This window comes from Variovorax sp. 278MFTsu5.1, from assembly GCF_048305045.1.
Classification (GTDB): domain Bacteria; phylum Pseudomonadota; class Gammaproteobacteria; order Burkholderiales; family Burkholderiaceae_C; genus Variovorax; species Variovorax guangxiensis.
Genome location: NZ_CP157622.1, coordinates 2,378,837 through 2,400,261, shown reverse-complemented (window position 1 = coordinate 2,400,261; position 21,425 = coordinate 2,378,837). Strand labels below are relative to the sequence as shown.

Here is a 21,425-nt window from a genome sequence, read left to right as displayed (position 1 = left end):
TCAGGCAGCGACCGGAGTGCGGCTGCGTGGCATGCCCAGGCGCGCGGGCGAGACGTACTGCTCGCGGTAGATCTCGAAGGGCATGGTGTCTGCCGCCTCGATGCGCTTCTGCTCCTGGATGGACTCGGCCGTCATCCGCTCGAATTCGGCCTGCTGCGCCGCAGAGAACGGCAGGTCCAGCAGCGTGGCGCGGGTCTGCTCGGAGCGGGCGCGCACGAAGCCGACGAAGGAGTTGGCGTGTTCCTTCTCGATGGCCGCCAGCACGCGGGCCGAGGGCAGGCTGTCGGGGTTGCGCAGCGCGGCGCCGGCGGCGCGCACCGCGTCGGCATGCGCCGTGCCGCTGCCTTGCGCCGCGTCGAGCGCGGCGGCGATGGGCAGGCACTGCCCGACCAGCTCCAGGCCCCAGTCGGCTAGCGTCACCTCGGCGCCGTTGCGCCGCAGCTTCAGGCCCGGCTCGCGGCCGCGCGCGGCGGTGAGATGCTGGTTCTGCGCGAGGTCGGCGATTTCCTGCGGCGTGTCGTCGGGGCTGTCGCTCAGCAGGCAGTGCAGCAGGAACACATCGATGAAGCGCATGGTCTGCGCGTTGATGCCGACGGTCTCGAAGGGGTCGAGGTCCATCAGGCGCACTTCGACGTACTCCACGCCGCGCTCGCGCAGCGCGTGCAGCGGACGCTCGCCGGGGTTGATCACGCGCTTGGGGCGGATGGTGCCGTAGAACTCGTTCTCGATCTGCAGCAGGCTGGTGCCGAGCTGGTTGTAGTCGCCGCCCAGGTTGCGGATGCCGATGGCCTCGTAGGCCGGCCACGGGCGCGTGAGCGCGTCCTGCAGCGAGGCGGCATAGCCTTCGAGGCTGTTGTAGCTCACGGCCAGCGAGGCCTGGGCGTCGCTCTGGTAGCCCAGGCGGCCCATGCGCAGCGAGGTGCCGTGCGGCATGAACATGCTGCCGTCGCCCAGCGGCTGCAGCTCGTGCGGGCGGCCCGCCACGAAGCTCGAACACAGCGCCGGCGAGGCGCCGAACAAGTACAGCAGCAGGAAGGCGTGGCGGCGGAAATTGCGGATCAGCGCGAAATACTCTTCGCTCGACACCTCGGGCAGCGACCAGTTGTAGTGGATGCCCGAAATCGTCTGCATGCGGCGGCCGTAGCGGTGGCTCAGGCCCATGCGGTAGACGCTCTTGGCGCGGCCCACGTTCGAGGAGCCGTAGCGGCCGATCGGAATGGTCTCGTCGGTCGGCAGGCCGCAGGGCATGCTCGACACCCAGAGGCGCTCGTCGCCGAGGCCGTCGAGCACGCGGTAGGTGAACTGGTGCACCCGCGTGAGCTCCTCGAGGGCCGAATCGACGTCGGCGTGCACGCCCGTGATGAGTTCGAGCTGCGATTCGCTGAAGTCGGTGGTGATGTGCGGATGCGTGAGCGCGGAGCCCAGCGCCAGCGGATGCGGCGTCAGCGCGAGCTTGCCGTCGGGCAGCGCGCGCAGGCTTTCCTTCTCGATTCCACGTCGCATGCCCTTCAGTCGTGTGGCTGAAAGTGCACCCAACCTCTCCTGCAATCTGTTGCTCATATTGTTATGACCCATCAATCTTCTGAGGGGCTGGAAGGTAGCACGGGCAAGCGGGCACTGCTCGTGCAGGGAATCCCTGGGCTGGCTACCCTGTCGGGCGCTATGTTTTTGATAGCTGTGGGCGTCGCGGGCGCGATTCAGGCCCTGGCCTGGCCGGCCGACAGGTCGATCTCGTCCGCGCGATAGACGTGCATCTGCGGCGTGCCCTCGGCCATCGCCGAGAGCGCCTTGGCGAAGGCGCGCGAGGCCTCGACCCGAAAATGCGCCTGCAGCGCGTCCATGTCGCTCCAGCGCTCCACGAAGGTCAGGCGCAGCGGCTCCTGCGCGTCGGTCGAGACTTCATGCGAGATGCAGCCTGGCTCCGCGCGCGAGCGCCGCACGTGTTCGGTGCTGATGGCGAGCATGGCCTGCAGGGTGTCGGGCTTGGCCATGGCGTGGCCGATGACGAGGATCATCGCTGGCTCCTTGTTCGTACTCGTTCGGGCTCAGCCGAGCACCCGCAGCAGGAAGCGGTTGAGGTCGGCGATTTCTTCCATGCACACCGAGTGCGCCATGGCGTATTCGTGCCACTCGACGGCGTAGCCCAGCGCGGAAAGCGCCTCGCGCGTGCGCACGGCCGCCGCGTAGGGCACCACCGGGTCCTGCCGGCCGTGGGCGAGGAACACCGGCGTCTCGTGGTTGGCCGCGTGGCGTTCGGCCGCGGTGGTGGCGGCGATCGGCAGGTAGCCCGAGAGGCCGACGACGCCGGCCAGCCGCTCGGTGTGGCGCAGGCCGGTCATCAGCGCCATCGCGCAGCCTTGCGAGAAACCCGCCACCACGATGCGCCCGGCCACGATGCCCCGGGCCTTCTCGTTGGCAATGACGGCCTCGATGGTCGCCTGCGAGCGGCGCAGGCCGGCTTCGTCTTCCTGTGCCTCGAGGTCGGGCACGACGATGTCGTACCAGGCCGGCATCCGGTAGCCGCCGTTGATGGTCACGGGCATCACGGGCGCGTTGGGGAACACGAAGCGCACCGGCCCCACGGCCGACAGGTCGAGCTCGCCGGCGATGGGAACGAAGTCGTTGCCGTCGGCGCCGAGGCCGTGCATCACGATCACCGTGGCGGTGGGGTTGGGGGCGGTTTCGATCTCGATGGGAGGACGGGACATGGTCGGCAAGGGTATTCAGGAACGGATGTCCGGACCTTAGCGCATCCCGGCCCGGCACTCCGAAACGGCCGGTAGGCCGACTTGCACATCGTTTCGATGTGCGGCCCCGCCGTTACCTCCAGGGGCGAAACGTTGCTATTCGGCCTTGATGCCCACGGCCTTCACGATCTGCGCATAGCGCTCGTACTCGGCCGACACCTGCGTCTGGAACTGGCGCTGCGCGTACCCCGTGGCCTCGATGCCCTGCGCCGCCAGTTCGGCGCGTGCGGCCGGTGCCTGCACAATGCGACCGGCCTCCGAGGCGATGGCATCGAGCACCGGCTGCGAAGTACGCGCCGGCGCGAACAGGCCGAACCACGTGCCCGAGCGATATCCCTTGTAGCTCTCGGCCACCGTCGGCACCTCGGGCAGCAGCGCATGGCGCTTCTCGCCGCTGGTGCCCAGCGCTACCAGCCGGCCGCTGCGGATGTGCGGCAGCGCGGGGCCGACGGCGATGAACATCACGTCGACCTGCCCCGCGATCACGTCCTGCATGCCCAGCGGGCCGCCGCGGTAAGGGATGTGGGTGACGTAGATGCCCGCCTTCTGCTTGAGCAGCTCCATGCTCAGCTGCTGCGGACTGCCGTTGCCGGCGGAGGCGTAGTTGATGTGCCCCGGCCTGGCCTTGGCCGCGCGCACGAAGTCGGCCACCGTGCGAAAGCCCGTCTTCGGATTGGCAACCAGCACGAAGTCGATCTGCCCCAGAGACACCACCGGCACAAGGTCGCGCCGCGCGTCGTAGGGCAGCCCGGCCTGGATGTTGGGGAGGATGGTGATGGGCCCGTCGGCGCCCACCAGCAGCGAATAGCCGTCCGGCTGCGCCTTGGCAAGCCCGTCGGCCGCCAGGATGCCCGCCGCGCCCGCGCGGTTGTCCACGACCACCGGCTGCTTCCACTGCTCCGAAAGGCGCTGCCCCAGATAGCGCGCCAGCACGTCGGGCGAGCTGCCGGGCGTGTTCGCCACCGTGATGTGCACGGGCTTCGACGGATAGGCGCCAGCCGCCGGCTGCGCCTGGGCTGCCACCGCCAAGGAAGCAAAGGCTCCCAGCAGCAGCATCGGCTTGAGCAGCTTCGACAGAAAAGGATGGGCACGCAAGGGGGCACGCAAGGGGGCACGCATGGGAGACTTTCGATCGCAAAAGACAAAGGGCGCGATTCTGTCGCGCCGCGGCCCGCAGGCGAACGACCCATTCGTCAGATGCTTAGGCGCATTCCGGCATATGCGCCCGGGCCGGGTGGAACATCGCCAGGCAGGTCATTTCCGCCAGCCCTACCCTTGCCGCCCCGGGATGCAACACAATGGCGTTTCGCAAGAAGACCTCATGAAGACCCCGACCTCGCACCCGAAGCCCCCGCGCGCCGCCCCGTTCGACAGCGAAACGCTGCTGCGCGAGAACGGCCTGCGCGTGACGCGCGCCGCCCAGACCGTGCTCGAGCTCCTGGAGCACAGCTCGCAACCCCTGACGCACGAGGAAGTGGCAGCCGCCTACACCGCCGCCACCGGCGAGGCGCCCGATCGGGTTACGGTCTACCGCGTGCTCGACCGGCTGGTCGAGGCCGGCCTGTGCGACCGCCGCGTGGGCGCCGACCGCGTCAACCGCTTCTCGCGCCACGTGGAGGCCGAGTCGGGCAACACCTTCGAATGCGACCAGTGCCACAAGGTGCTGGCGCTGCCTTCCGACCCGGAGCTACCGAAGGTGATGGGCCGGTTGGGGCGAGCGCTGCGCAAGCAGGGCATCGATACGCGCCACACCGCATTGACTCTCCACGGCACCTGCGGCGACTGCGCCAGATAGCGCGCCTCAGACGTTCCAGGACGGGAACGGATCCGGGAAGTTCTGCCACCACGAGGCGCCGAAGCGCATCTCGTCTTCGGTGAGCAGGCAGGCGTCCAGCCGGGCGCGCAGCGCCTCTTCGTCCATGCCGATGCCGATCAGCACCAGCTCCTGGCGGGCATCGCCGGTGGCAGGGTCCCAGTTCTTGCGGATGAGCTCCAGCGCATCCGGATCGGTCGGCCAGTGCTCGCGCGGCACCGCCGCCCACCAGAAGCCCGCCACGCCGTAGCGGCAGGCCCCGCCGGCCTGCGACCACGAACCCGCGCGCGTGGCACGGCTGGCGAGCCAGAAGAAGCCCTTGGAGCGCACCACGCCCTCCCACTCGCTCTGCACCAGCTTCCAGAAGCGCATCGGGTGAAACGGCAGCCGCGAGCGGTAGACAAAACTGCGGATGCCGTATTCCTCGCTCTCCGGCACATGCTCGCCGCGCAGCTCGGCCAGCCAGCCGGGCGCCCGCTCGGCCTGCTCGAAGTCGAAGAGGCCGGTGTCGAGCACGCGGTCGAGCGCCACGCGGCCGAACTCCGACACCTCGACGCGCGCACGCGGATTCAGGCTGCGCAATATCGCCATCAGCCGCTCGCGCTCCTCGGGCGTGACGAGGTCGGTCTTGTTGACCACCAGCACGTCGCAGAACTCGATCTGCTCGATCAGCAGGTCGACCACCGTGCGCGTGTCCTCGTCGCCCAGCGACTGCCCGCGCTGGCCGAGGCTGTCGGGCGAGCCGTAGTCGCGCAGGAAGTTGAAGGCGTCGACCACCGTCACCATGGTGTCGAGCCGCGCCACGTCCGACAGGCTCTTGCCGTCCTCCCCGGCGAAGGTGAAGGTCTCGGCCACCGGCAGGGGTTCGGAAATGCCGGTGGACTCGATCACCAGCTGGTCGAAACGCTTTTCCTTCGCCAGGCGCCGCACCTCGACGAGCAGGTCCTCGCGCAACGTGCAGCAGATGCAGCCGTTGCTCATTTCCACCAGCTTCTCGTCGGTGCGCGAGAGCTCGGCACCCCCATTGCGCACCAGCGCCGCGTCGATGTTGACCTCGCTCATGTCGTTGACGATGACCGCAACGCGCCGGCCTTCGCGGTTGTGGAGGATGTGGTTCAGCAGCGTGGTCTTGCCGGCGCCAAGGAAGCCGGAGAGCACGGTAACGGGAAGGCGGTCGGCCATGGGGATCGGCTCCATATATGCAACAGAATTGCATTATATGAACCCAATGCAACTGCGTTGCGTTTTCTGCCGCGCCGGGGCCTTCGCCTACCATCGGCGGCATGACCGCCCTTCCCGATTTCTCCGCCTCGCCCTTGCAGCTCGTCTGGCCTTCGCGGGAACATCTCCCCGGCTACATTGCGGCGCTGGAGCGCGGCTGGTCGCCCAACAACCTCCGGCCCGAGGCCGGCCTGGAAGAGCTTGCCCAGATCCGCATCGACCCCGCGCGCTTTCTGGCCAGCCTCGTCGACCCGGAAGCCAAGGGCCCGCCCGTCTCGCTGCCCGATGGCGGCACCGTGCCGCGCCTGCCGGGCTACCGGCGCTGGATGTGGGACGGCGAGTTCTGCGGCAGCATCCAGCTGCGCTGGCAGCCGGGCACCAACTCCCTGCCCGCCTACTGCCTCGGCCACATCGGCTACGCCGTGGTGCCGTGGAAAAGCGGCAAGGGCTACGCCAAGGCCGCGCTGCGCGCCCTGCTGCCCGAAGCGCGCGCCAGGGGCCTCGACCAGGTGGAAATCACGACCGACCCCGGCAACATCGCCTCGCAGCAGGTGATCCGCGCCAACGGCGGCGTGCTGGTGGAAGAATTCGTCAAGCTGCCCGCGCTTGGCGGCACCCCGGAGCTGCGCTTCCGCATCGATGTACGCGGGCTCGCCCCGGCCGCTCAGTAGGCCAGCTTCGGATACCAGTCCGTCCCTCGGCCCTCGGGCGTCATGTCGAGCAGGTTCCAGATCGGCATCGGATCGGGCGCGCCGCGGGGGTCCTGCCCCGGGTCTGACGCTCCGGCGCCCATTTCGCCGGCCCAGAAATGGCGGATGGTTCCGTCGCTCTCGCGCCGAAACACGTTGAACGCGGGGTTGTCGCCGCTGTCGGGCGTCTCGCCCGCATAGTCGCGGTTGAAGGTGTTGCCCGCCGACGAATACAGCGGCAGGTAGCGCCAGCCGCGCTCGGCGGCAAAGGCCGTCATCCGGGCGATGGGCGAAGTCGCGATCACCGCGAAAGCCACGCGCTGCAGGATGTCGGGCATCTCGCCGTCGTAGGCGCTCAACAGCGAAGTGCACATCGGGCACGGGCGCTCGCGCTTCGGGCCGAACATCCAGTTGTAGGTGATGAGCGTGCCGTGCCCGCCGAAGAGCCCGGAAAGCCGAACCGGCCCTTCCCTGCCCTCGAAGAGGTAGTCCTGCGGCACCACGCCGCCCGGCGGCAGCTCGCGCCGCTGCTGCGCCACGCGCTCCAGGTGGCGGCGCAGTTCGATCTCCTCGGCCAGGAGCGCCGTACGGGCCTCGCGGTATTCGGCGCTCTCGTTGGGAAAGCGCACCGGGTTGGCCCTGGCCAGTTCGATGGCGGGCTTGAGCTGTGGCCGGGCCGGGGATGTCTGGGTCACCATGGATCGCCTCCGGAAGAACAAACGATGAACGAGATTTCCTCACCGCGCGGCCGCCTGCACCTGTCAGCATTTGCCTGCTTCGGCCGCCGTCCCTGGCCTGCTACATCTCGAAAGGCGGAACCTGCCTGCCATCGATGTCGGTGAAACTGTATTCGCGCGCCAGGTCGCCCACGCGCAGCACCTCGCCGCTCCTGTCCATCACCATCGGGTCGCCGGCCAGCGCCGCGATGGCCCGCCCCACGTAGCGCGGCGACTCGGTGCGCGACAGTTCGGGGCGCTGCTGCCAGTGGGCCTCGTCGGTCTTGTGGCCGGCCAGCACGAACTCGGTGCGCATCCAGCCGGGCGACACCGCCACCGAGGCCACGCCGTGCGGCTTCAGGTCCTGCGCCATGCCGAAGGCCAGCCGCGTCATCGATGCCTTGGCCAGGTCGTAGAAGAGGCTGCCGCGCATGTAGTGGCCTCGGTCCCAGAAAGTGGTGGTGACGATCAGGCCCTTCTTCGCCCGCACCATCAGCGGCGCGGCGCAGCGGCTGGCCAGCAGGTGGTTGCGCACGCCGCGGTCGAACATCGAGTCCCAGTTCGACAGCGGGTGCTCCCAGAACGGCGCCTCGAACACGCCGTTGAAGGTCTCATGCCCGCCCCAGGCGTTGTTCACGAGCAGGTCGATGCGGCCGGCCTCCCGCTCCACCCGGGCGAAGAGCGCGGCGACCTCCTCTTCCTTCGTGTGGTCGCAGCGCACCGCGATCCCGCGCCCGCCCATGCGCGTGACCTCCTCGGCCGTGTCGTCGATGCTGCCGGGCACCGCCGCCATGTCGGAAAGGGCCAGCAGCTGTCCGTAGGTGTCGGCGGGCCGCTCGCGCGTGCTGCGTCCGGTGACGTACACGGTGGCGCCGGCAGCGCCCAGTTCGATCGCGATGCCGCGCCCCGCGCCGCGGCTCGCGCCGGTCACGACCGCCACGCAGTCCTTCAGCGGTCGGCCTGGCGTCTTTTCTTCGTCGTTCATCCTGATGGCTCCTTTGATCCTTTTGCCTGAGAGCGGATGAAGATAGCCAGCGCTCAACCCGCCGTCTTGGAAGAACCCGAAACCGCCTGGTCGAGGAACTCGGTCGGCGTGACGCCGCACAGCGCGCGGAACTCGTTGACCAGATGCGACTGGTCGTAGAAGCCGCCCTCCAGCGCCACCTCGGCCCAGGCCGGCGAAGGCTGCTGGCGCAGTGCGCGCAGGCAACCGTGCATGCGCGCGAGCCGGCTCCAGGCGCGCGGCGAAAGCCCCACGTGGGCATGGAAGAGCTGCTGCAGGCGCCGCTCTCCGACGCCCACGGCCGCAGCCACCTCGCGCAAAGGGCGCCGCCCACCGGAGTCTGCGATGAGTTGCGCCGCGCGAATGGCGGCAGCGTTGCCCCCGGCATCGTCATCGCAGAGCCTGCGCAGCAGCGCGGCCTGCAGCTGTGCCACACGCGTCGCGTCGTCACGCGCTTCGGTCATGCGTTCGAGCAGTTCCGCGCCTTCGCCACGCCAGAGCTCGTCGAGATGCACCGCCGTGCCGCCGATCTCTCCGGCCGGCAGTCCCAGCAGCGCGGCGGCGGCACCGGGGCGGAGGGTGACCGAAAGGCCCTCCACCTTCCGCCGCATGCGCAACATGACCGGCGTGATCGAGGCGCCGATGGCTTCCACCGCCTGCCCCTGCTCGTCCCCGACGAAGGGCGCATCGCCGAAGTTGAAGATCAGCCGCACAGCGCCGTCAGGCAACACCCGCTCGCGTACCTCGTGGCCGTCGGCAAGGCTCTCGCGGCACAGCATGAGGTGCGATACATGTCCGCGCAGCGCGGCCGCGACCGGAAACGCGCGCAGCGTGCCGGCGGGTGCACCCGATTCCGGCCCGTGCAGCGGGTCGTCGTCGAGCCGGAGGAAGAGGCGTTCACCCATGGGGCCCGATTGTCTGGAAAAACGGCCGTGGCATGTCCGAAAATCGACTGCTTCGCCTGTCCGGATCGAATGCCTCCCGCCCTGCCCGTTCTCTACTCGTTCCGCCGCTGCCCCTATGCGATGCGCGCCCGCCTCGCGCTGGTCGCCAGTGGCCAGCGGTGCGAGCTGCGTGAAGTGGCGCTGAAGAACAAGCCGGCCGACATGCTCGCCGCCTCTCCCAAGGGGACGGTGCCGGTGCTGGTCGCCGAAGACGGCGCGGTGCTGGAGCAGAGCCTGGACGTGATGCTGTGGGCGCTGCGCGGCAGCGATCCGCACGGCTGGCTCCAGCCAGAGACCGGCACGCTGCAGGACATGCTCGCGCTGGTCGCCGCCTGCGACGAGGGCTTCAAGCCTCAGCTCGACCGCTACAAGTACCCCGACCGGCATGCGGACGGCGGCGAGCCCGCACGCGAGCGTGGCGCGGCCTTCCTGCGCGATCTCGAAGCCCGGCTCTCGACCTCGGCGAACCTGGCCGGCACCCGCACGACACTGGCCGACGCCGCCCTCATGCCCTTCGTGCGCCAGTTCGCGATGGTCGACGCGGCATGGTTCGGCGCCCAGCCCTGGCCGCGCCTGCAGGCCTGGCTCTCGGGCTGGACCGCATCGGAACTCTTCGAGCGCGCCATGCACAAGTACGAGCCCTGGAAGTCGGGCGAGGCCGGCGTGGTCTTTCCTCCTGCCCAGGCCTAGGCAGCCACCGCCGCCGCCGAGGCACGCTGGATGCATTCGACGAAATGCTGCGCGGCCGGCGTCAGCAACTGCCCGCGCCGCTTGATGACGCTCACGCTGAGCATCGGCAGCTCTTCCTCGATCTCCACGCGGCGGATACCGTGGCGCTTGAATGTCAGCGTGGCCAGCGGCTCGACGAACAGGCCGACAAGGTCCATCTGCCCCACCAGCGCCAGCGCCACCGTGACCGACTGCCCCTGGATCACCCGCGCCGGCGGCGGCAGCCCCAGCGGCAGCAGCGGCGACACGGCCTCGCGGCCGCTGAAGTGGTCGTCGCCCGGAAGGATCCACTCGGCCTTGTAGAGATCGCGGATCGAGCGGCTCGCGCGCAGCGGGTGGCGCTCGCGCAGGCCCACCACCAGCTTCACCGGGAAGAGCTCCATCGCCTCGAACTGCAGATCGAGCCGGCCCGGCACCACGTGCGCCACCGCGAAGTCGAGCGAGCCCTCGCGCAGGCGCGCTAGCATCCAGGGCAACACGGTTTCGCTGAATTGCACATCGACGGCGGGCAGCCGCGCGTGGAAGTCCTTGAAGGCCACCGGCAGCACGGTGAGCGCGAAGGAGGTGCTGACGGCCAGCGCCACCTTGCCGGTGAGACCGTCGCGGATCTGTGCGATCTCGTCGCGGGCGCGCTGCATGTCGGCCAGCAGCAGCCGGGCGCGCGGCGCGAAGGCCTTGCCGAATTCGGTGAGCTGCACGCCCTTGACGCTGCGCTCCACCAGCGGCGCGCCGACCTCGCGCTCCAGCTCGCGCACGATCTTGGTGACAGCCGGCTGCGAGATGCCCAGCACGCGCGCGGCGGCACGGATGCTCAACTGCTCCACCACGGCCACGAAGGCATGCAGCTGGTTGGGTTTCATGAAAACCAAAAGTTATCTTCGAAGCCCAATTATTGTCTTTTCATGACAGCGGCGAATCTCTAGCATCCGGCGCGGCCAGGGCGTAGACCTTCGACCGACATTCCGAAAAGCAAAGCCAACACTGGAGACACATGAGCACCCCAAGCACCCGGCCCGCGCCGTCCTCGTCCCCCGCGCGCCGCCGTCAGACCATCGTGGCCACCACCATCGGCAACGGGCTGGAGTTCTTCGACTTCACCGTCTACGGTTTCCTGGCGCTCGTGATCGGCAAGCTGTTCTTCCCGACCTTCAGTTCCTACGGCCAGCTGCTGCTGACGGTGGCCAGTTTCGGCGTGGGCTTCATCATGCGGCCGCTGGGCGGCATCGTGATCGGCGCGTACGCCGACCGCGCAGGCCGCAAGAAGGCCATGACGCTCACCATCTTCCTGATGGCGCTGGGCTGCGCCATGATCGCCTTCACGCCCACCTATGCAGCCATCGGCGTCGCGGCGCCCATCGTCATCGTGCTGGCGCGGCTCATCCAGGGCTTCTCGGCCGGCGGCGAGGTCGGCGCATCGACCACGCTGCTGGTGGAACACGCCACGCCGGCCAACCGCGGCTACATGGCGAGCTGGCAGTTCGCGAGCCAGGGCCTGGGCGTGATGCTCGGCGCCGTCGTGGTGGGCCTGCTGACCTTCACGCTGTCTGCCGAATCGATGCAGAGCTGGGGCTGGCGCATTCCCTTCGTCATCGGCATGCTGATCGCGCCGGTGGGCATGTACATCCGCCGCCATCTCGAAGAGTCGCTGCACATCTCGCCGCGGGAGGCCGCGGCGCCGCGCGAGAGCAGCCTGAAGATCGTCTGCACGCGGCACGGCAGGACGGTGCTGGCAGCCATTCTTTCGCTGGTCGGCGGCACCACGGCGGCGTATGTCGTGACCTTCTACATGCCCACGTACGCCGTGCGCGAGCTGGGCTTCACGCCCTCGGTGGCGCTCTTCGGCGCCGCGCTCACCGGCCTCATCTCCTTCGCCTTCGCGCCCTTCGTCGGCAAGCTGTCGGACGTGGTGGGCCGCAAGACGCTGATCGTCTGGAGCCGCGTCGCGCTCGCCCTGCTGATCTATCCCGGCTTCCTGTGGCTGAACGCCTCGCCCACGCCCACGGTGCTGTTCGTGGTGCTCGGCGTGTTCAGCTTCGGCCTGGTCGTCCAGACGGTGCCCGGCATCACGATGCTGCCGGAGATGTTCCCGAAGGCTGTGCGCGCCAGCGGCATGTCGCTGGTGTACAGCGTGGGCGTGGCGCTCTTCGGCGGCTTCGCGCCCTTCATCAGCACCTGGCTGCTCAACGCCACGGGCAGCAAGCTCGCGCCAGCCTGGTACCTGGTGGCGATGACGGTGGTCTCGCTGCTGGGCCTGCTCTGGCTGCGCGACCATACGGGCCGCGACATCGACGCCGCCGGCGCCCATTCGGCATCGGCCTGACCCACGGCCCTCATCACCATTCAAAGCACAGGAGTCCCCACCCCATGCAAGCACAACCCACCGCCGCCACGCGCTTCTTCTCGGGCACGTATGTCGAGGCCCGCGCCAAGTTCCTGGAGGCTGCCGCGCAGCGCGGCGCCACGGTCGAATCCTTCGTGATGGACGCGCACCGGGGCGCGCTAGGCGAAGAGCTGGCCACCGACGTCGCGCTGGTCGGCGCCATCGACGCGAAGAAGGTGCTGCTCGTGAGTTCGGGCACGCACGGCCCCGAAGGCTTCTGCGGCTCGGGCACGCAGATCGCCACGCTCAACGACGCGGACCTGCTCTCGCGGCTGGAGCAGGCCGGCATCTCGCTGTTGCTGGTGCACGCGGTCAACCCCCACGGCTTCTCGCACCTGCACCGCACGAACGAAGACAACATCGACCTGAACCGCAACCACATCGACTTCAACGCGCCGCTGCCGGTCAATGCCGAGTACGCCGATGTCGAGCCGCTGGTGCTGCCCGCCACCTGGCCGCCGACGCCCGCCGACGAAGCGGCCGTGGCCGCCTACGTCGAGAAGCACGGCATGCGCGCCTTCCGCGCCGCCGTGACGCGCGGCCAGTACACCTCGCCCGACGGCCTGTTCTACGGCGGCACCGCGCCCTCGTGGAGCAACAGGACCATCCGCAAGATCCTGCGCAAGTACGCCGCCTCGGCCACGCACCTCGGCTGGATCGACGTGCACACCGGCCTGGGCCCCTACGGCCACGGCGAGAAGATCTACCCCGGCCGCAACACGCCCGAGGACCTGGCGCGCGCCCACGCATGGTGGGGCGCCGACGTGTTCGCGCCCTTCGCCGGCGACTCGGCCTCGGCCGACGTGTCGGGCCCTGTGATTTCCACCGCGTACGACGAATGCCCCAACGCGAAGATCGCGCCCATGGGCCTCGAATTCGGCACCCTGCCCGACCTGGAAGTGCTCGACCGCCTGCGCGCCGACACCTGGCTGCGCCGCCACCCCGAGGCGCCGGAAGCGCAGAAGCGCGAGATCCGCACGCGGCTGCGCGACGGCTTCTACTGCGACAACGACGAGTGGAAGGGGATGATCCTCGGGCAGACGCGGGTGGTGCTGCTGCAGACGCTGCAGGGATTGCGCAAGGCCTGAGGCCGGCCGGTCTTTCTTCAGCCGAAGTTGGGCGCGCGCTTCTCGCGCAACGAGGCGACGCCCTCGCGCACATCGGCCCCCGCGAAGCCCATGAATTCGAGCGCCAGCGAAGCATCGAAGGTCGGGCCGGCCTGGCGCAACCAGTTGTTCAGCGCGTACTTGGTGAAGCGGATCGCGCTCTGGCTGCCGGCCGCGAGCCGCTCGGCCACCTCGTAGGCGCGGGGCAGCAGGTCGGATTCTTCCACCGCGAGCGACACGAGCCCGATGCGCTCGGCCTCCTCGCCGCTCACCGGCTCGCACAGCAGCAGGTGGTACTTGGCCTTGGCCATGCCGCACAGCAGCGGCCAGACGATGGCGGCGTGGTCGCCCGCCGCCACGCCCAGGCGGGTGTGGCCGTCGACGATCTTCGCGTTCTTCGCGGCAATGGAGATGTCGGCCAGCAGCCCCGCCACCAGGCCCGCGCCCACCGCCGGCCCATGCATGGCGCTCACGATGGGCTTGTCGCAGTTGACGATGTTGTAGACGAGGTCGCGCGCCTCGCGCCACACGCGCTGGCGCACCACGTCGTCGGTGGTCATGTCCTGCACCATGGCGAGGTCGCCGCCGCCCGAGAAGCCCAGCCCCTCGCCCCGCAGCACCGCGCAGCGCACGCTGTCGTCGGCCGACACATCGCGCCAGATCTCGGCGAGTTCGCGATGGCCGTCATGGCCCGCCGTGGGCAGCTTGCCGTTGGCCGCCAGCATCCGGATGTCGAGCACCCCGCCGTTCGCGCCGCGGCGCTCGATGGCGAGGGTCTTGTAGCGGGCGGCGTAGTCCATGGCGGGTGCCTCTTTCTTTCGTCTCTCTGGGCTATTTATTTCCTTGCCGCCAGCTCCCGGCAGCGCTGCACGTTCGCGTCGAAGCGCGAGGCCAGCCCGGGCTCGCACTCGTCGGACGGTGCGAGCCGGCACATGCCGACCACAGCGTAGTCCATCACCGCCGCCGTGCACATCGGGTACGCCGCGAGCTCGGGATTGGCCTTGCTCTTGAAGCCCCAGCGCTCCGAGAACTGCACGGTGCGGACCATCGCGCCGTGGAAGAAGCTGCGGTCTTTCGCGGCGATGGCCGCCTCCATGCGGGGCAGTTCCTCGTTCAGGTAGCCGACCGAGTCGAGCGGAAAGCCCGACGGGTCCTGCTGTGCGGTGGCGAAGGAAGCGGCGAGCACGAAGGGCAAGGCCGCAAGGGCGCGCAGAACGGAAGGAGTCGCGCGGCTTTGGGAGGTGCGGTGGAGGTGCATGGCTGCGAATTCTGCAACGTTTTGAAGCATTTCTGAACTCGCCACGATGCGCGGGCGCTACGCTGGCAGGCTTCGCTAGCGGCCTTTCTTCTGCTTGTCGAATTTGCGCCAGTACTGGAATTCGTCCTCGTGCACCTCGAGGTCGATCTCCGAAACGCGCGCCTGCAGCCGCTCCTGCACTTCGGCCACCGCCCGGTTGTAGACCAGCGGCCCGATCTCCTCCAGGAAGAAACCGAGCAGTGCACCCGCCGCGACGTTGCCGATGGGTTCTTCCATGTTCTCGCGGAAATAGCGCTCGATGGAGGTGATGGCCTGCTGGCGGGCTTCCTTCGGTATCTCGATGGTCATGGGCTGTTCCGGAAGTTGGATCGACCGGCCCATTGTGCCGGCGGCCCCCTTCGCTACCATGCGCGCTCACAACAACACACACCGGAGACACCCATGAAGTTGCGTTCCACCGCGCTCGCGGCCCTTGCCCTTGCGCTCGTCGCGGGCTGCACGAACCTCACCCCAACGCTGCCCCAGCGCCAGCTGATGCTGGTGGCGAACGACGAGAAGCAGTCGTGGAACGACGCCGGCGCTGTGATCCTCGGCCCGATGGGGCGCGACACGGTGCAGGTGCTGGACATCGGCACCGATCCGCTGGCGCCCAAGGTGCTCGGCACGCTGCAGCTGGACAACACCATCGCCGGCCCGCCGACCAACCTCGCGATCACGCCCGGCGAGACGCTGGCGCTGGTCGCCAACTCGCTCAACGTGGTCGAGGACAACGGCGCGCGCAAGCAGGTGCCCGACAACCGGCTCTTCGTGATCGACCTGACCACCACGCCGCCCAAGCTGCTCGACACGCTGCAGGTGGGCAGGCAGCCCTCGGGCCTGTCGATCAACCGCGCGGGCGACCTGGCGCTGGTGGCCAACCGCGCCGACAACTCGGTGAGCGTGCTGCGCATCTCGGGCAAGAAGGTGACGCTGGTCGACACCGTGGCCATGGGCGACTCGGTGGCGCACGTGCGCTTCACGCCCGACGGCAAGCGTGCGCTGGCGGCCAAGTTCCCGAGCCACAAGATCGCGCTGCTCGACGTGAACGGCGAGAAGGTCAGCTACAACAAGGTCGACCTCGCCGCGGGCCTGTGGCCCTACAACGTCGACGTGACGCCCGACGGCAAGCTCGCGCTGACCGCCGACAACGGCAACTCGGGCGCCTCCGACGGACAGGTCGACACGGTCAGCGTGATCGACATGGAAGCCGCGCCGCCGCGCGTGGTCGACAAGGTGGTCGTCGGCGACGGCCCCGAGGGACTGGCCGTGAGCCCGACCGGCAAGCATGCGGTGGCCGTGATCCTGCGCGGCAGCAACGCGGCGAAGAACGCCTACTTCTACAACCGCAACGGCTCGGTGGTGCTGCTGAAGATCGACGGCAAGAAAGTCACGCGCGCCAACGAGGTGGTGGTGCGCGGGCTGCCGGAGGGTGCAGTGTGGAGCGCCGATGGCAGGTATCTGTACGTGGGCAACTTCATCGACCAGGACATCACGATCCTGAGGCTCGATGGCGACACGCTGGTGCCGACGGGCCAGTCGTTCCAGCTGCAGGGCCATCCGGCCGCGATGCGCGGGAAAATGACGCACTGATTTCCCGCTCCCCCTCACTCTCCCGGACAACGACGAAGCCATGGCGCAACCCAAACGACAACTCCGCACGCTCGAACGCGGCATCCTCTGCCTGGTGATCGGCATCGCCGTCCTGCTGGGGCCGCGCTTCCTCCAGGGCACGCGCTGGTTCGAGATGGTGGCGGGGGCCTATCTGGTGGGCTGGTTCGCGGTGGTGCTCGGGGTGGCGCTGATCGTGGTCGAGCTGGTGAAGCTGGGCAGGAAGCGCGAGTAGGGAAAAATCCGCAGCGCGGCGGGCTGGCGCAGCAGCAGCCAACGGCACGAAGCGGCGCGCCCCTGTGGACGATCATGAACTGCCGTGGGAAGACAGCTCAGCCGCATTCAACCCACAGGACCACGGCAGTTGGTCATCTTGGATCGATGACATCGAACTCGAACTGCACCGGGGCGGAGTCTTCGACGTAGGCGGTGATCAGGTAGTGGCCGGGAGGATCGCCCTCGACCACATCCCAGGACTTCGCAATGGTGCCGTCGTGGATGGTCAAGGTCACGTCCAGCGAAAGAGTCTTGCGGTCCGCCGACATGCCGTAAGGCCGGCCGCCGGTGCCCCATGTCTTCGGGGTTTCCGGCAATGTCATGCGTTCGAGAACGCGGACCTTGCCGGTCTTCCGGTTGAGCTTCAGGATCCAGCCGTAGTTCTGGTTGATCGTCCGGGGGACGGTGTTCGAAGCCTTGAAATCCAGCACGTCGTTGTTCGGCGCCAGCTTGAAGAGGCCGAAGACCGCATCGAGCGGGCACGTCCCATTCGCTATTGGGGCGTTGGCGCAAGCCTTGAACACGGCGGCATTCGATTCGGAAACGGAGCCATGCGACGCGGCGGGGCTCGGGAAGTCGCTGGAACCGCGCGGGGCGGCTCCCGCGGTTTGAGCGCCGGTGTGGGTGCACGCGGCCGCAGTGAAAAGAACGAGAAGGTGGCGAATTTTTTTCATGGCAAATGAGCTCGACAAATGGGCTCGGCAAACGACCAAGGCCTGCATCATGATCCAGTTGGCCCACAGCGGCATCCGGCGGCGGATTCAAGCGGTCGTTCCACGCCAGGCGACGGACGGCAGCCCTGGACTGGTTGCCGTCAGCCGGTATGGCCTGCTGACATCCGGCGCGGCAGCGGATGCTGTTCATAGGCACGGCCATCGGGCATGCGGATGGCGGCCAGTCGCGGGGCGTGCAAATGGAAGCGTGTCCCGATAACATCGCGGCCACATTTGTTTCCCAAAGAAAAAAATGCCGCCGCTGCCCCCTCGCAACCGCCTGAGCCTCGCCCTGGCCATCGCCGTGCCCTTGATGCTTGCATCGTGCGGCGGGGGCGGAGGCGGCGGTTTCTCCTTCGCGCCCTTTCCTGCGGCCAATGGCGGTGGAGGCGACGCACCACCTCCTCCTGCGCCGCCCCCGGGCGCGCCGAAGTTCACCGTCGGCGGCACCGTCACTGGCCTGGCAGGCAGCGGGCTCGTGCTGCAGAACAACGCGGGCGACGACCTGGCCATAGGCGCCGATGGCAGCTTCAGCTTCGCCACTTCGCTGGACGACGGTGCCGACTACGGCGTGACCGTGAAGACGCAGCCCACGGCGCTGCAGGTCTGCGTTGCGAAACAGGCCTTCGGGACGGTGGCGGGGGCGGCAGTGAACTCGGTGAGGGTCAATTGCTCGGAGGCCGGAGCCGATCGTTTCGGCTTTGCGGCCAACGAGCGATCGAATAATCTGAGCGCATACACCGTTTCTGCGGATGGCAGTTTGTCGGCAGCCACTCCCGCTGCGTACTCCCTGGCAGGCACCCCCCAGCACGTGACAGTGCATCCCTCGGGGAAAAAGCTCTACGCCAGCATCTACGTCGGTACCCAAGGCGTCACCCAATACACCATCGATCCCGCCGGCACGCTGTCGCAAGACCTCAATATCACCACCGGCGTCGGCACGAGCCCGGTTTTTGTCGGCGTCGAACCCAAGGGACGTTTTGCCTACGTGATCGGCGACGGGCAGATCCATCGGCTCAATATCGACGCGACCACCGGCGACCTCGACGGCAGCACGGCAGTGGCCGTGGCCGGCGGCAACAGCCGCAAGCTGGGTTTCGATCCCGACGGGCGATTCGCGTTCGTGCCCAACGGTGCGTCCGTCGAGGTGTTCCGCCTGGACCAGGGCACCGGCGTTCCGATCTCGCCACCCGTGTCGGTCGCGCTGCCGGTCGGCGGCTTCGTCGACGTCGCGGCCGAGCCCAGCGGGCGTTTCGCCTACGTGAGCACCGGCAACAACCCCGGCACCCTGCTCGCTTATTCCATCGACCAGACCACGGGCGCGTTGACTTCGATCGGCTCGGTGCCCTCCGGCAACACGCCCTTCGGCATGGCCATCGATCCGACCGGACGCTTCGTGTACGTTGCGAACCGGAACTCCCACGACGTCTCGGCCTACGCCATCAATCCACGAACCGGCGCGCTGACAGCGGTACCGGGCCAACCGTTCTCCGTCGGAGGCAACACACCCAACTCCGTGACCGTGGATCGCACAGGCCGGTTCGCCTACACGGCGAACCAAGGCGACAACACGATCTCGATCTTCACGATCGACCGGACCACCGGCGCGCTCGCTCTGCAAACCGCGCGACCAGCCGGAGCCAACGGGCCGCAGTTCTTCGCGCTCACGAAGTAGGTAGCGCGGGCTCCGGGTCAGGCCCCGCTAGTTTTGCGAATGGGCCCGCAGCCGTATCTGCAAGGCTCGGAACAGGTCAGATGAGGCACAACGCAACTGCAATACGCAGTTACGCAGTTACGCAGTTGGCGAAGGCCACAGAACGCCCCCGGTGCAGCAGCGGCCATCCTCCGAAGCTCAACAGCCCCTCACACCAACAACCGGCAGCCGGACCGCGTCAGGCCTTCTTGCCGCGCATCTTGCCGACGAGTTCCACCACGCCCAGCACGATGGCGCCGGCCACCAGGCCCACGCCGGCATTCACGCCCATGGAGCCCAGCGTGCCGAATACGCCGCCGGTGGCCTTGGCCCAGTCTTCGACTGCATGGCCCAGCGCCGGTACGCCGTGCACCAGGATGCCGCCGCCCACGAGGAACATCGCGGCCGTGCCGGCCACCGACAGCGCCTTCATGAGCCACGGCGCCGCTGCCAGGATGCCCCGGCCCAGGGCCTGGGCGCCCGCGCTCGCGCGCTGGCTCAGGTAGAGGCCCGCATCGTCGAGCTTCACGATGCCGGCCACCAGGCCGTAGACGCCGATGGTCATGATGAGCGCGATGCCCACCAGCACGCTCAGTTGGGTGGTGAAGGGCTGGCCTTGCACGGTGCCCAGCGTGATGGCGATGATCTCCGCCGAGAGGATGAAGTCGGTGCGCACCGCGCCCTTGATCTTGTCCTTTTCCATCGCGACCACGTCGATCGAGGCATCGGCCATGGCCTTCTCGTGGCGCTGCGTGTCGGTGTCGTGTTCGTCCTTGTGCAGGAACTTGTGCGCCAGTTTTTCCGCGCCTTCGAAGCAGAGGAAAGCGCCGCCGATCATCAGCAGCGGCGTCACCAGCCAGGGCAGCCAGGTGCCGATGGCCAGGGCGGCCGGCACGAGGATGGCCTTGTTGACGAAGGAGCCCTTGCACACGGCCCACACCACCGGTATCTCGCGCTCGGCCTTCACGCCGGTGACCTGCTGCGCGTTGAGCGCGAGGTCGTCGCCCAGGACGCCGGCCGTCTTCTTGGCGGCTACTTTGGTGAGGACCGATACGTCGTCGAGAACGGTCGCGATGTCGTCGAGCAGCAGGAGCAGGCTGGAGGCCATGGGCAGGATTCGGGCTGAAAAGGAAGCGGCGAGCTTATCCGCAGCCGGGTTGCGCCCCGGCAATACCCGTACGCCGGCGCCTCCCGGGCCCTCAGAGCGCGCTCAGCGCAATGGCCAGCATGGCCGCCAGCGAGGCGCCGAAGAGCGCCAGGCCGACGCGGCGGCGCCGGTGCGTGAGCATCCACAGCACCACGCCCGAGATCGACAGGAAGATCAGGCTGCCGGCCAGCGTATCGACCAGCAGGATCCAGGGCAGCGGCATGGCGCCGCCCTTGTGCATGTTGGTGAGCGTGGCGACGAAGCCATTGCGCGTGGTGGTCACGCCCACCGAGCGGTTGCCCTGCCAGTATTCGGCCTGGACGATCTCGTTGGGGCCGCCGAAGTTGAAGATCCAGTGCGCCGGCTGCGTGAGCGCGGGAGCCGTCTTGTCGCTCTTGTCGGCCCATGCGACGGGCTTGGCAGCCTCGATGCGGCTGGAATTCGGCGGGCCGCTCATGCGCAGCGCCTCCTGCAGCCAGCGGCTCATGGCCTCGGGCGTTTCCGGCACCGGATCGGGCAGCGCCAGCTGGGCACGGCTGCGCTCCTGGGCCTGCGGCAGCTTCAGCACGTTGCGGTGGTTGAGCCAGATGCCGCTGAAGCCGAACAGCAGCCCCAGCACCGCGCCCCACAGGCCGAACCAGCCGTGGGTGCGGCGGATCCACTGCACGGCGGCCGTGCGGCGCTGGTGCGAGCGCACGCGCGCGGCATGGCCGAGGGAGGAAGAACTGCTGCCGGCGGCGTCCATGTGGCGGTCGCCGGCTCAGGCCACGTTGCGCTTGAGGCGGATTTCCTCGATGCGCACGGTGCCGATGGCGGTGGTCTTGGCGGTCTTCATCTCGCGCTTGAAGCCCGCGAGCTCGTGGAAGCGCATGGCGCGGTCGTTGCGAATGGGCACCCAGATGGTGACCGTGGTGCAGCCCTCTTCCTCCAGGCCTTCGCGGGCGGCGTCCCACAGGGCCACGCCGGCGCCCTTGCCCCAGTGCTCGGGCTTGACGTAGATGGCCCAGATCTCGCCGGTGGTCGGCGGCGTCTTGGGGTCGCGCGAGCGGTCGAAGCCCACGAAGCCGACGACCTCGCTGCCTTGCACCACCACGTGCACCTGGGGTTCGCTGTATTCGATGGCCTCGCGCCACTTGGCTTCGCGCGAGGCCGGGGCCAGCGCGCGCAGTTCTTCCTCGGGAAGGATGCCTTCGTAGGCGGCCTTGACGGAGAGTGCGTGGATTTCTGCGACGGCCTTGGCGTCGCGCAGGGTCGCGGGGCGAACTTCGTAATCTGACATGGATGCGGGAAATCGGATGGAACCGGCTATTGTCGCCGCACCGCTAAACTGCTGGCCGCATACG

The 21,425-nt window shown here is 68.4% G+C and carries 24 protein-coding genes; 8 read left to right on the top strand and 16 right to left on the bottom strand.

Annotated features, from left to right (window positions below; translation table 11 throughout):
- The 4 genes from gshA to ABL844_RS10825 all read right to left on the bottom strand — a co-directional run bounded on the left by gshA (position 1) and on the right by ABL844_RS10825 (position 3,866).
- The gene (gshA, locus tag ABL844_RS10840) at positions 1-1,560 is read right to left on the bottom strand and encodes a glutamate--cysteine ligase (RefSeq protein ID WP_418131241.1); all 1,560 of its coding nucleotides are present in this window, start codon (positions 1,558-1,560) and stop codon (positions 1-3) included.
- A 137-nt stretch (positions 1,561-1,697) separates the two neighbouring features.
- Entirely contained in the window at positions 1,698-2,015 is a 318-nt protein-coding gene (locus ABL844_RS10835) for a putative quinol monooxygenase (protein ID WP_132755366.1), read from the bottom strand.
- Between the two features lie 30 nt (positions 2,016-2,045).
- Positions 2,046-2,708: an alpha/beta hydrolase gene (locus ABL844_RS10830; RefSeq protein ID WP_418131240.1), complete on the bottom strand. Its 663-nt coding sequence runs from the start codon at positions 2,706-2,708 to the stop codon at positions 2,046-2,048.
- Between the two features lie 135 nt (positions 2,709-2,843).
- Positions 2,844-3,866, bottom strand: a complete 1,023-nt coding sequence (locus ABL844_RS10825; RefSeq protein ID WP_418131239.1) for a Bug family tripartite tricarboxylate transporter substrate binding protein — start codon at positions 3,864-3,866, stop codon at positions 2,844-2,846.
- Between the two features lie 202 nt (positions 3,867-4,068).
- Here ABL844_RS10825 and ABL844_RS10820 point away from each other — a divergent pair, with 202 nt between their 5' ends.
- On the top strand, positions 4,069-4,542 hold the full coding sequence (locus ABL844_RS10820) for a Fur family transcriptional regulator (RefSeq protein ID WP_126024190.1): 474 nt from the start codon (positions 4,069-4,071) through the stop codon (positions 4,540-4,542).
- 6 nt (positions 4,543-4,548) lie between these two features.
- On the opposite strand, the gene zigA is transcribed toward ABL844_RS10820, so the two are convergent.
- A complete protein-coding gene (gene zigA, locus ABL844_RS10815) occupies positions 4,549-5,742 on the bottom strand; it encodes a zinc metallochaperone GTPase ZigA (RefSeq protein ID WP_418131238.1) in 1,194 nt (397 codons plus the stop codon).
- 101 nt (positions 5,743-5,843) lie between these two features.
- On the opposite strand from zigA, the gene ABL844_RS10810 reads away from it, so the two are divergent.
- Entirely contained in the window at positions 5,844-6,452 is a 609-nt protein-coding gene (locus tag ABL844_RS10810; RefSeq protein WP_418131237.1) for a GNAT family N-acetyltransferase, read from the top strand.
- On the opposite strand, the gene ABL844_RS10805 is transcribed toward ABL844_RS10810, so the two are convergent.
- The 3 genes from ABL844_RS10805 to ABL844_RS10795 all read right to left on the bottom strand — a co-directional run bounded on the left by ABL844_RS10805 (position 6,446) and on the right by ABL844_RS10795 (position 9,094).
- The gene (locus ABL844_RS10805) at positions 6,446-7,168 is read right to left on the bottom strand and encodes a DUF899 family protein (protein ID WP_418131236.1); all 723 of its coding nucleotides are present in this window, start codon (positions 7,166-7,168) and stop codon (positions 6,446-6,448) included. The genes ABL844_RS10810 and ABL844_RS10805 overlap by 7 nt on opposite strands.
- Before the next feature lie 100 nt (positions 7,169-7,268).
- Positions 7,269-8,171, bottom strand: a complete 903-nt coding sequence (locus ABL844_RS10800; protein ID WP_418131235.1) for an SDR family oxidoreductase — start codon at positions 8,169-8,171, stop codon at positions 7,269-7,271.
- A gap of 53 nt (positions 8,172-8,224) precedes the next feature.
- Positions 8,225-9,094: a helix-turn-helix domain-containing protein gene (locus ABL844_RS10795; protein ID WP_418131234.1), complete on the bottom strand. Its 870-nt coding sequence runs from the start codon at positions 9,092-9,094 to the stop codon at positions 8,225-8,227.
- A gap of 69 nt (positions 9,095-9,163) precedes the next feature.
- Between ABL844_RS10795 and ABL844_RS10790 the strand changes: the two genes are divergently transcribed.
- A complete protein-coding gene (locus ABL844_RS10790) occupies positions 9,164-9,823 on the top strand; it encodes a glutathione S-transferase (protein ID WP_418131233.1) in 660 nt (219 codons plus the stop codon).
- Here the strand turns inward: ABL844_RS10790 and ABL844_RS10785 are convergent.
- Positions 9,820-10,722, bottom strand: a complete 903-nt coding sequence (locus tag ABL844_RS10785; RefSeq protein ID WP_418131232.1) for a LysR family transcriptional regulator — start codon at positions 10,720-10,722, stop codon at positions 9,820-9,822. The genes ABL844_RS10790 and ABL844_RS10785 overlap by 4 nt on opposite strands.
- A 131-nt stretch (positions 10,723-10,853) precedes the next feature.
- On the opposite strand from ABL844_RS10785, the gene ABL844_RS10780 reads away from it, so the two are divergent.
- Together ABL844_RS10780 and ABL844_RS10775 are read left to right on the top strand one after the other, a co-directional pair.
- A complete protein-coding gene (locus ABL844_RS10780) occupies positions 10,854-12,182 on the top strand; it encodes an MFS transporter (RefSeq protein WP_418119823.1) in 1,329 nt (442 codons plus the stop codon).
- Positions 12,183-12,226: 44 nt separating this feature from the next.
- The gene (locus ABL844_RS10775; protein ID WP_418131231.1) at positions 12,227-13,330 is read left to right on the top strand and encodes a M14 family metallopeptidase; all 1,104 of its coding nucleotides are present in this window, start codon (positions 12,227-12,229) and stop codon (positions 13,328-13,330) included.
- Positions 13,331-13,347: 17 nt separating this feature from the next.
- Here ABL844_RS10775 and ABL844_RS10770 read toward each other — a convergent pair whose 3' ends face one another.
- The 3 genes from ABL844_RS10770 to ABL844_RS10760 form a co-directional block, all read right to left on the bottom strand.
- Positions 13,348-14,148: an enoyl-CoA hydratase/isomerase family protein gene (locus tag ABL844_RS10770; RefSeq protein WP_418131230.1), complete on the bottom strand. Its 801-nt coding sequence runs from the start codon at positions 14,146-14,148 to the stop codon at positions 13,348-13,350.
- Positions 14,149-14,183: 35 nt separating this feature from the next.
- Positions 14,184-14,606 carry a hypothetical protein gene (locus ABL844_RS10765; protein WP_126024179.1) on the bottom strand — a complete coding sequence of 141 codons (423 nt, stop codon included), beginning with the start codon at positions 14,604-14,606 and terminating at the stop codon, positions 14,184-14,186.
- 75 nt (positions 14,607-14,681) lie between these two features.
- The gene (locus ABL844_RS10760) at positions 14,682-14,954 is read right to left on the bottom strand and encodes a DUF2164 domain-containing protein (protein WP_126024178.1); all 273 of its coding nucleotides are present in this window, start codon (positions 14,952-14,954) and stop codon (positions 14,682-14,684) included.
- A 93-nt stretch (positions 14,955-15,047) separates the two neighbouring features.
- On the opposite strand from ABL844_RS10760, the gene ABL844_RS10755 reads away from it, so the two are divergent.
- Together ABL844_RS10755 and ABL844_RS10750 are read left to right on the top strand one after the other, a co-directional pair.
- Positions 15,048-16,235, top strand: a complete 1,188-nt coding sequence (locus tag ABL844_RS10755; protein ID WP_418131229.1) for a YncE family protein — start codon at positions 15,048-15,050, stop codon at positions 16,233-16,235.
- 40 nt (positions 16,236-16,275) lie between these two features.
- Positions 16,276-16,488 carry a hypothetical protein gene (locus ABL844_RS10750; RefSeq protein WP_418131228.1) on the top strand — a complete coding sequence of 71 codons (213 nt, stop codon included), beginning with the start codon at positions 16,276-16,278 and terminating at the stop codon, positions 16,486-16,488.
- Positions 16,489-16,621: 133 nt separating this feature from the next.
- On the opposite strand, the gene ABL844_RS10745 is transcribed toward ABL844_RS10750, so the two are convergent.
- The gene (locus ABL844_RS10745) at positions 16,622-17,278 is read right to left on the bottom strand and encodes a hypothetical protein (RefSeq protein ID WP_418131227.1); all 657 of its coding nucleotides are present in this window, start codon (positions 17,276-17,278) and stop codon (positions 16,622-16,624) included.
- A gap of 217 nt (positions 17,279-17,495) precedes the next feature.
- Here ABL844_RS10745 and ABL844_RS10740 point away from each other — a divergent pair, with 217 nt between their 5' ends.
- Positions 17,496-18,917, top strand: coding sequence for a lactonase family protein (locus ABL844_RS10740; protein ID WP_418131226.1), 1,422 nt, complete (start codon positions 17,496-17,498; stop codon positions 18,915-18,917).
- Between the two features lie 217 nt (positions 18,918-19,134).
- Here ABL844_RS10740 and ABL844_RS10735 read toward each other — a convergent pair whose 3' ends face one another.
- The 3 genes from ABL844_RS10735 to ABL844_RS10725 form a co-directional block, all read right to left on the bottom strand.
- Positions 19,135-20,043, bottom strand: a complete 909-nt coding sequence (locus ABL844_RS10735) for a DUF808 domain-containing protein (protein ID WP_184636222.1) — start codon at positions 20,041-20,043, stop codon at positions 19,135-19,137.
- Positions 20,044-20,134: 91 nt separating this feature from the next.
- Positions 20,135-20,827, bottom strand: coding sequence for a PepSY-associated TM helix domain-containing protein (locus ABL844_RS10730; RefSeq protein ID WP_184636220.1), 693 nt, complete (start codon positions 20,825-20,827; stop codon positions 20,135-20,137).
- Positions 20,828-20,842: 15 nt separating this feature from the next.
- Positions 20,843-21,361 carry a GNAT family N-acetyltransferase gene (locus tag ABL844_RS10725; RefSeq protein WP_126024170.1) on the bottom strand — a complete coding sequence of 173 codons (519 nt, stop codon included), beginning with the start codon at positions 21,359-21,361 and terminating at the stop codon, positions 20,843-20,845.
- Positions 21,362-21,425 lie beyond the last annotated feature (64 nt).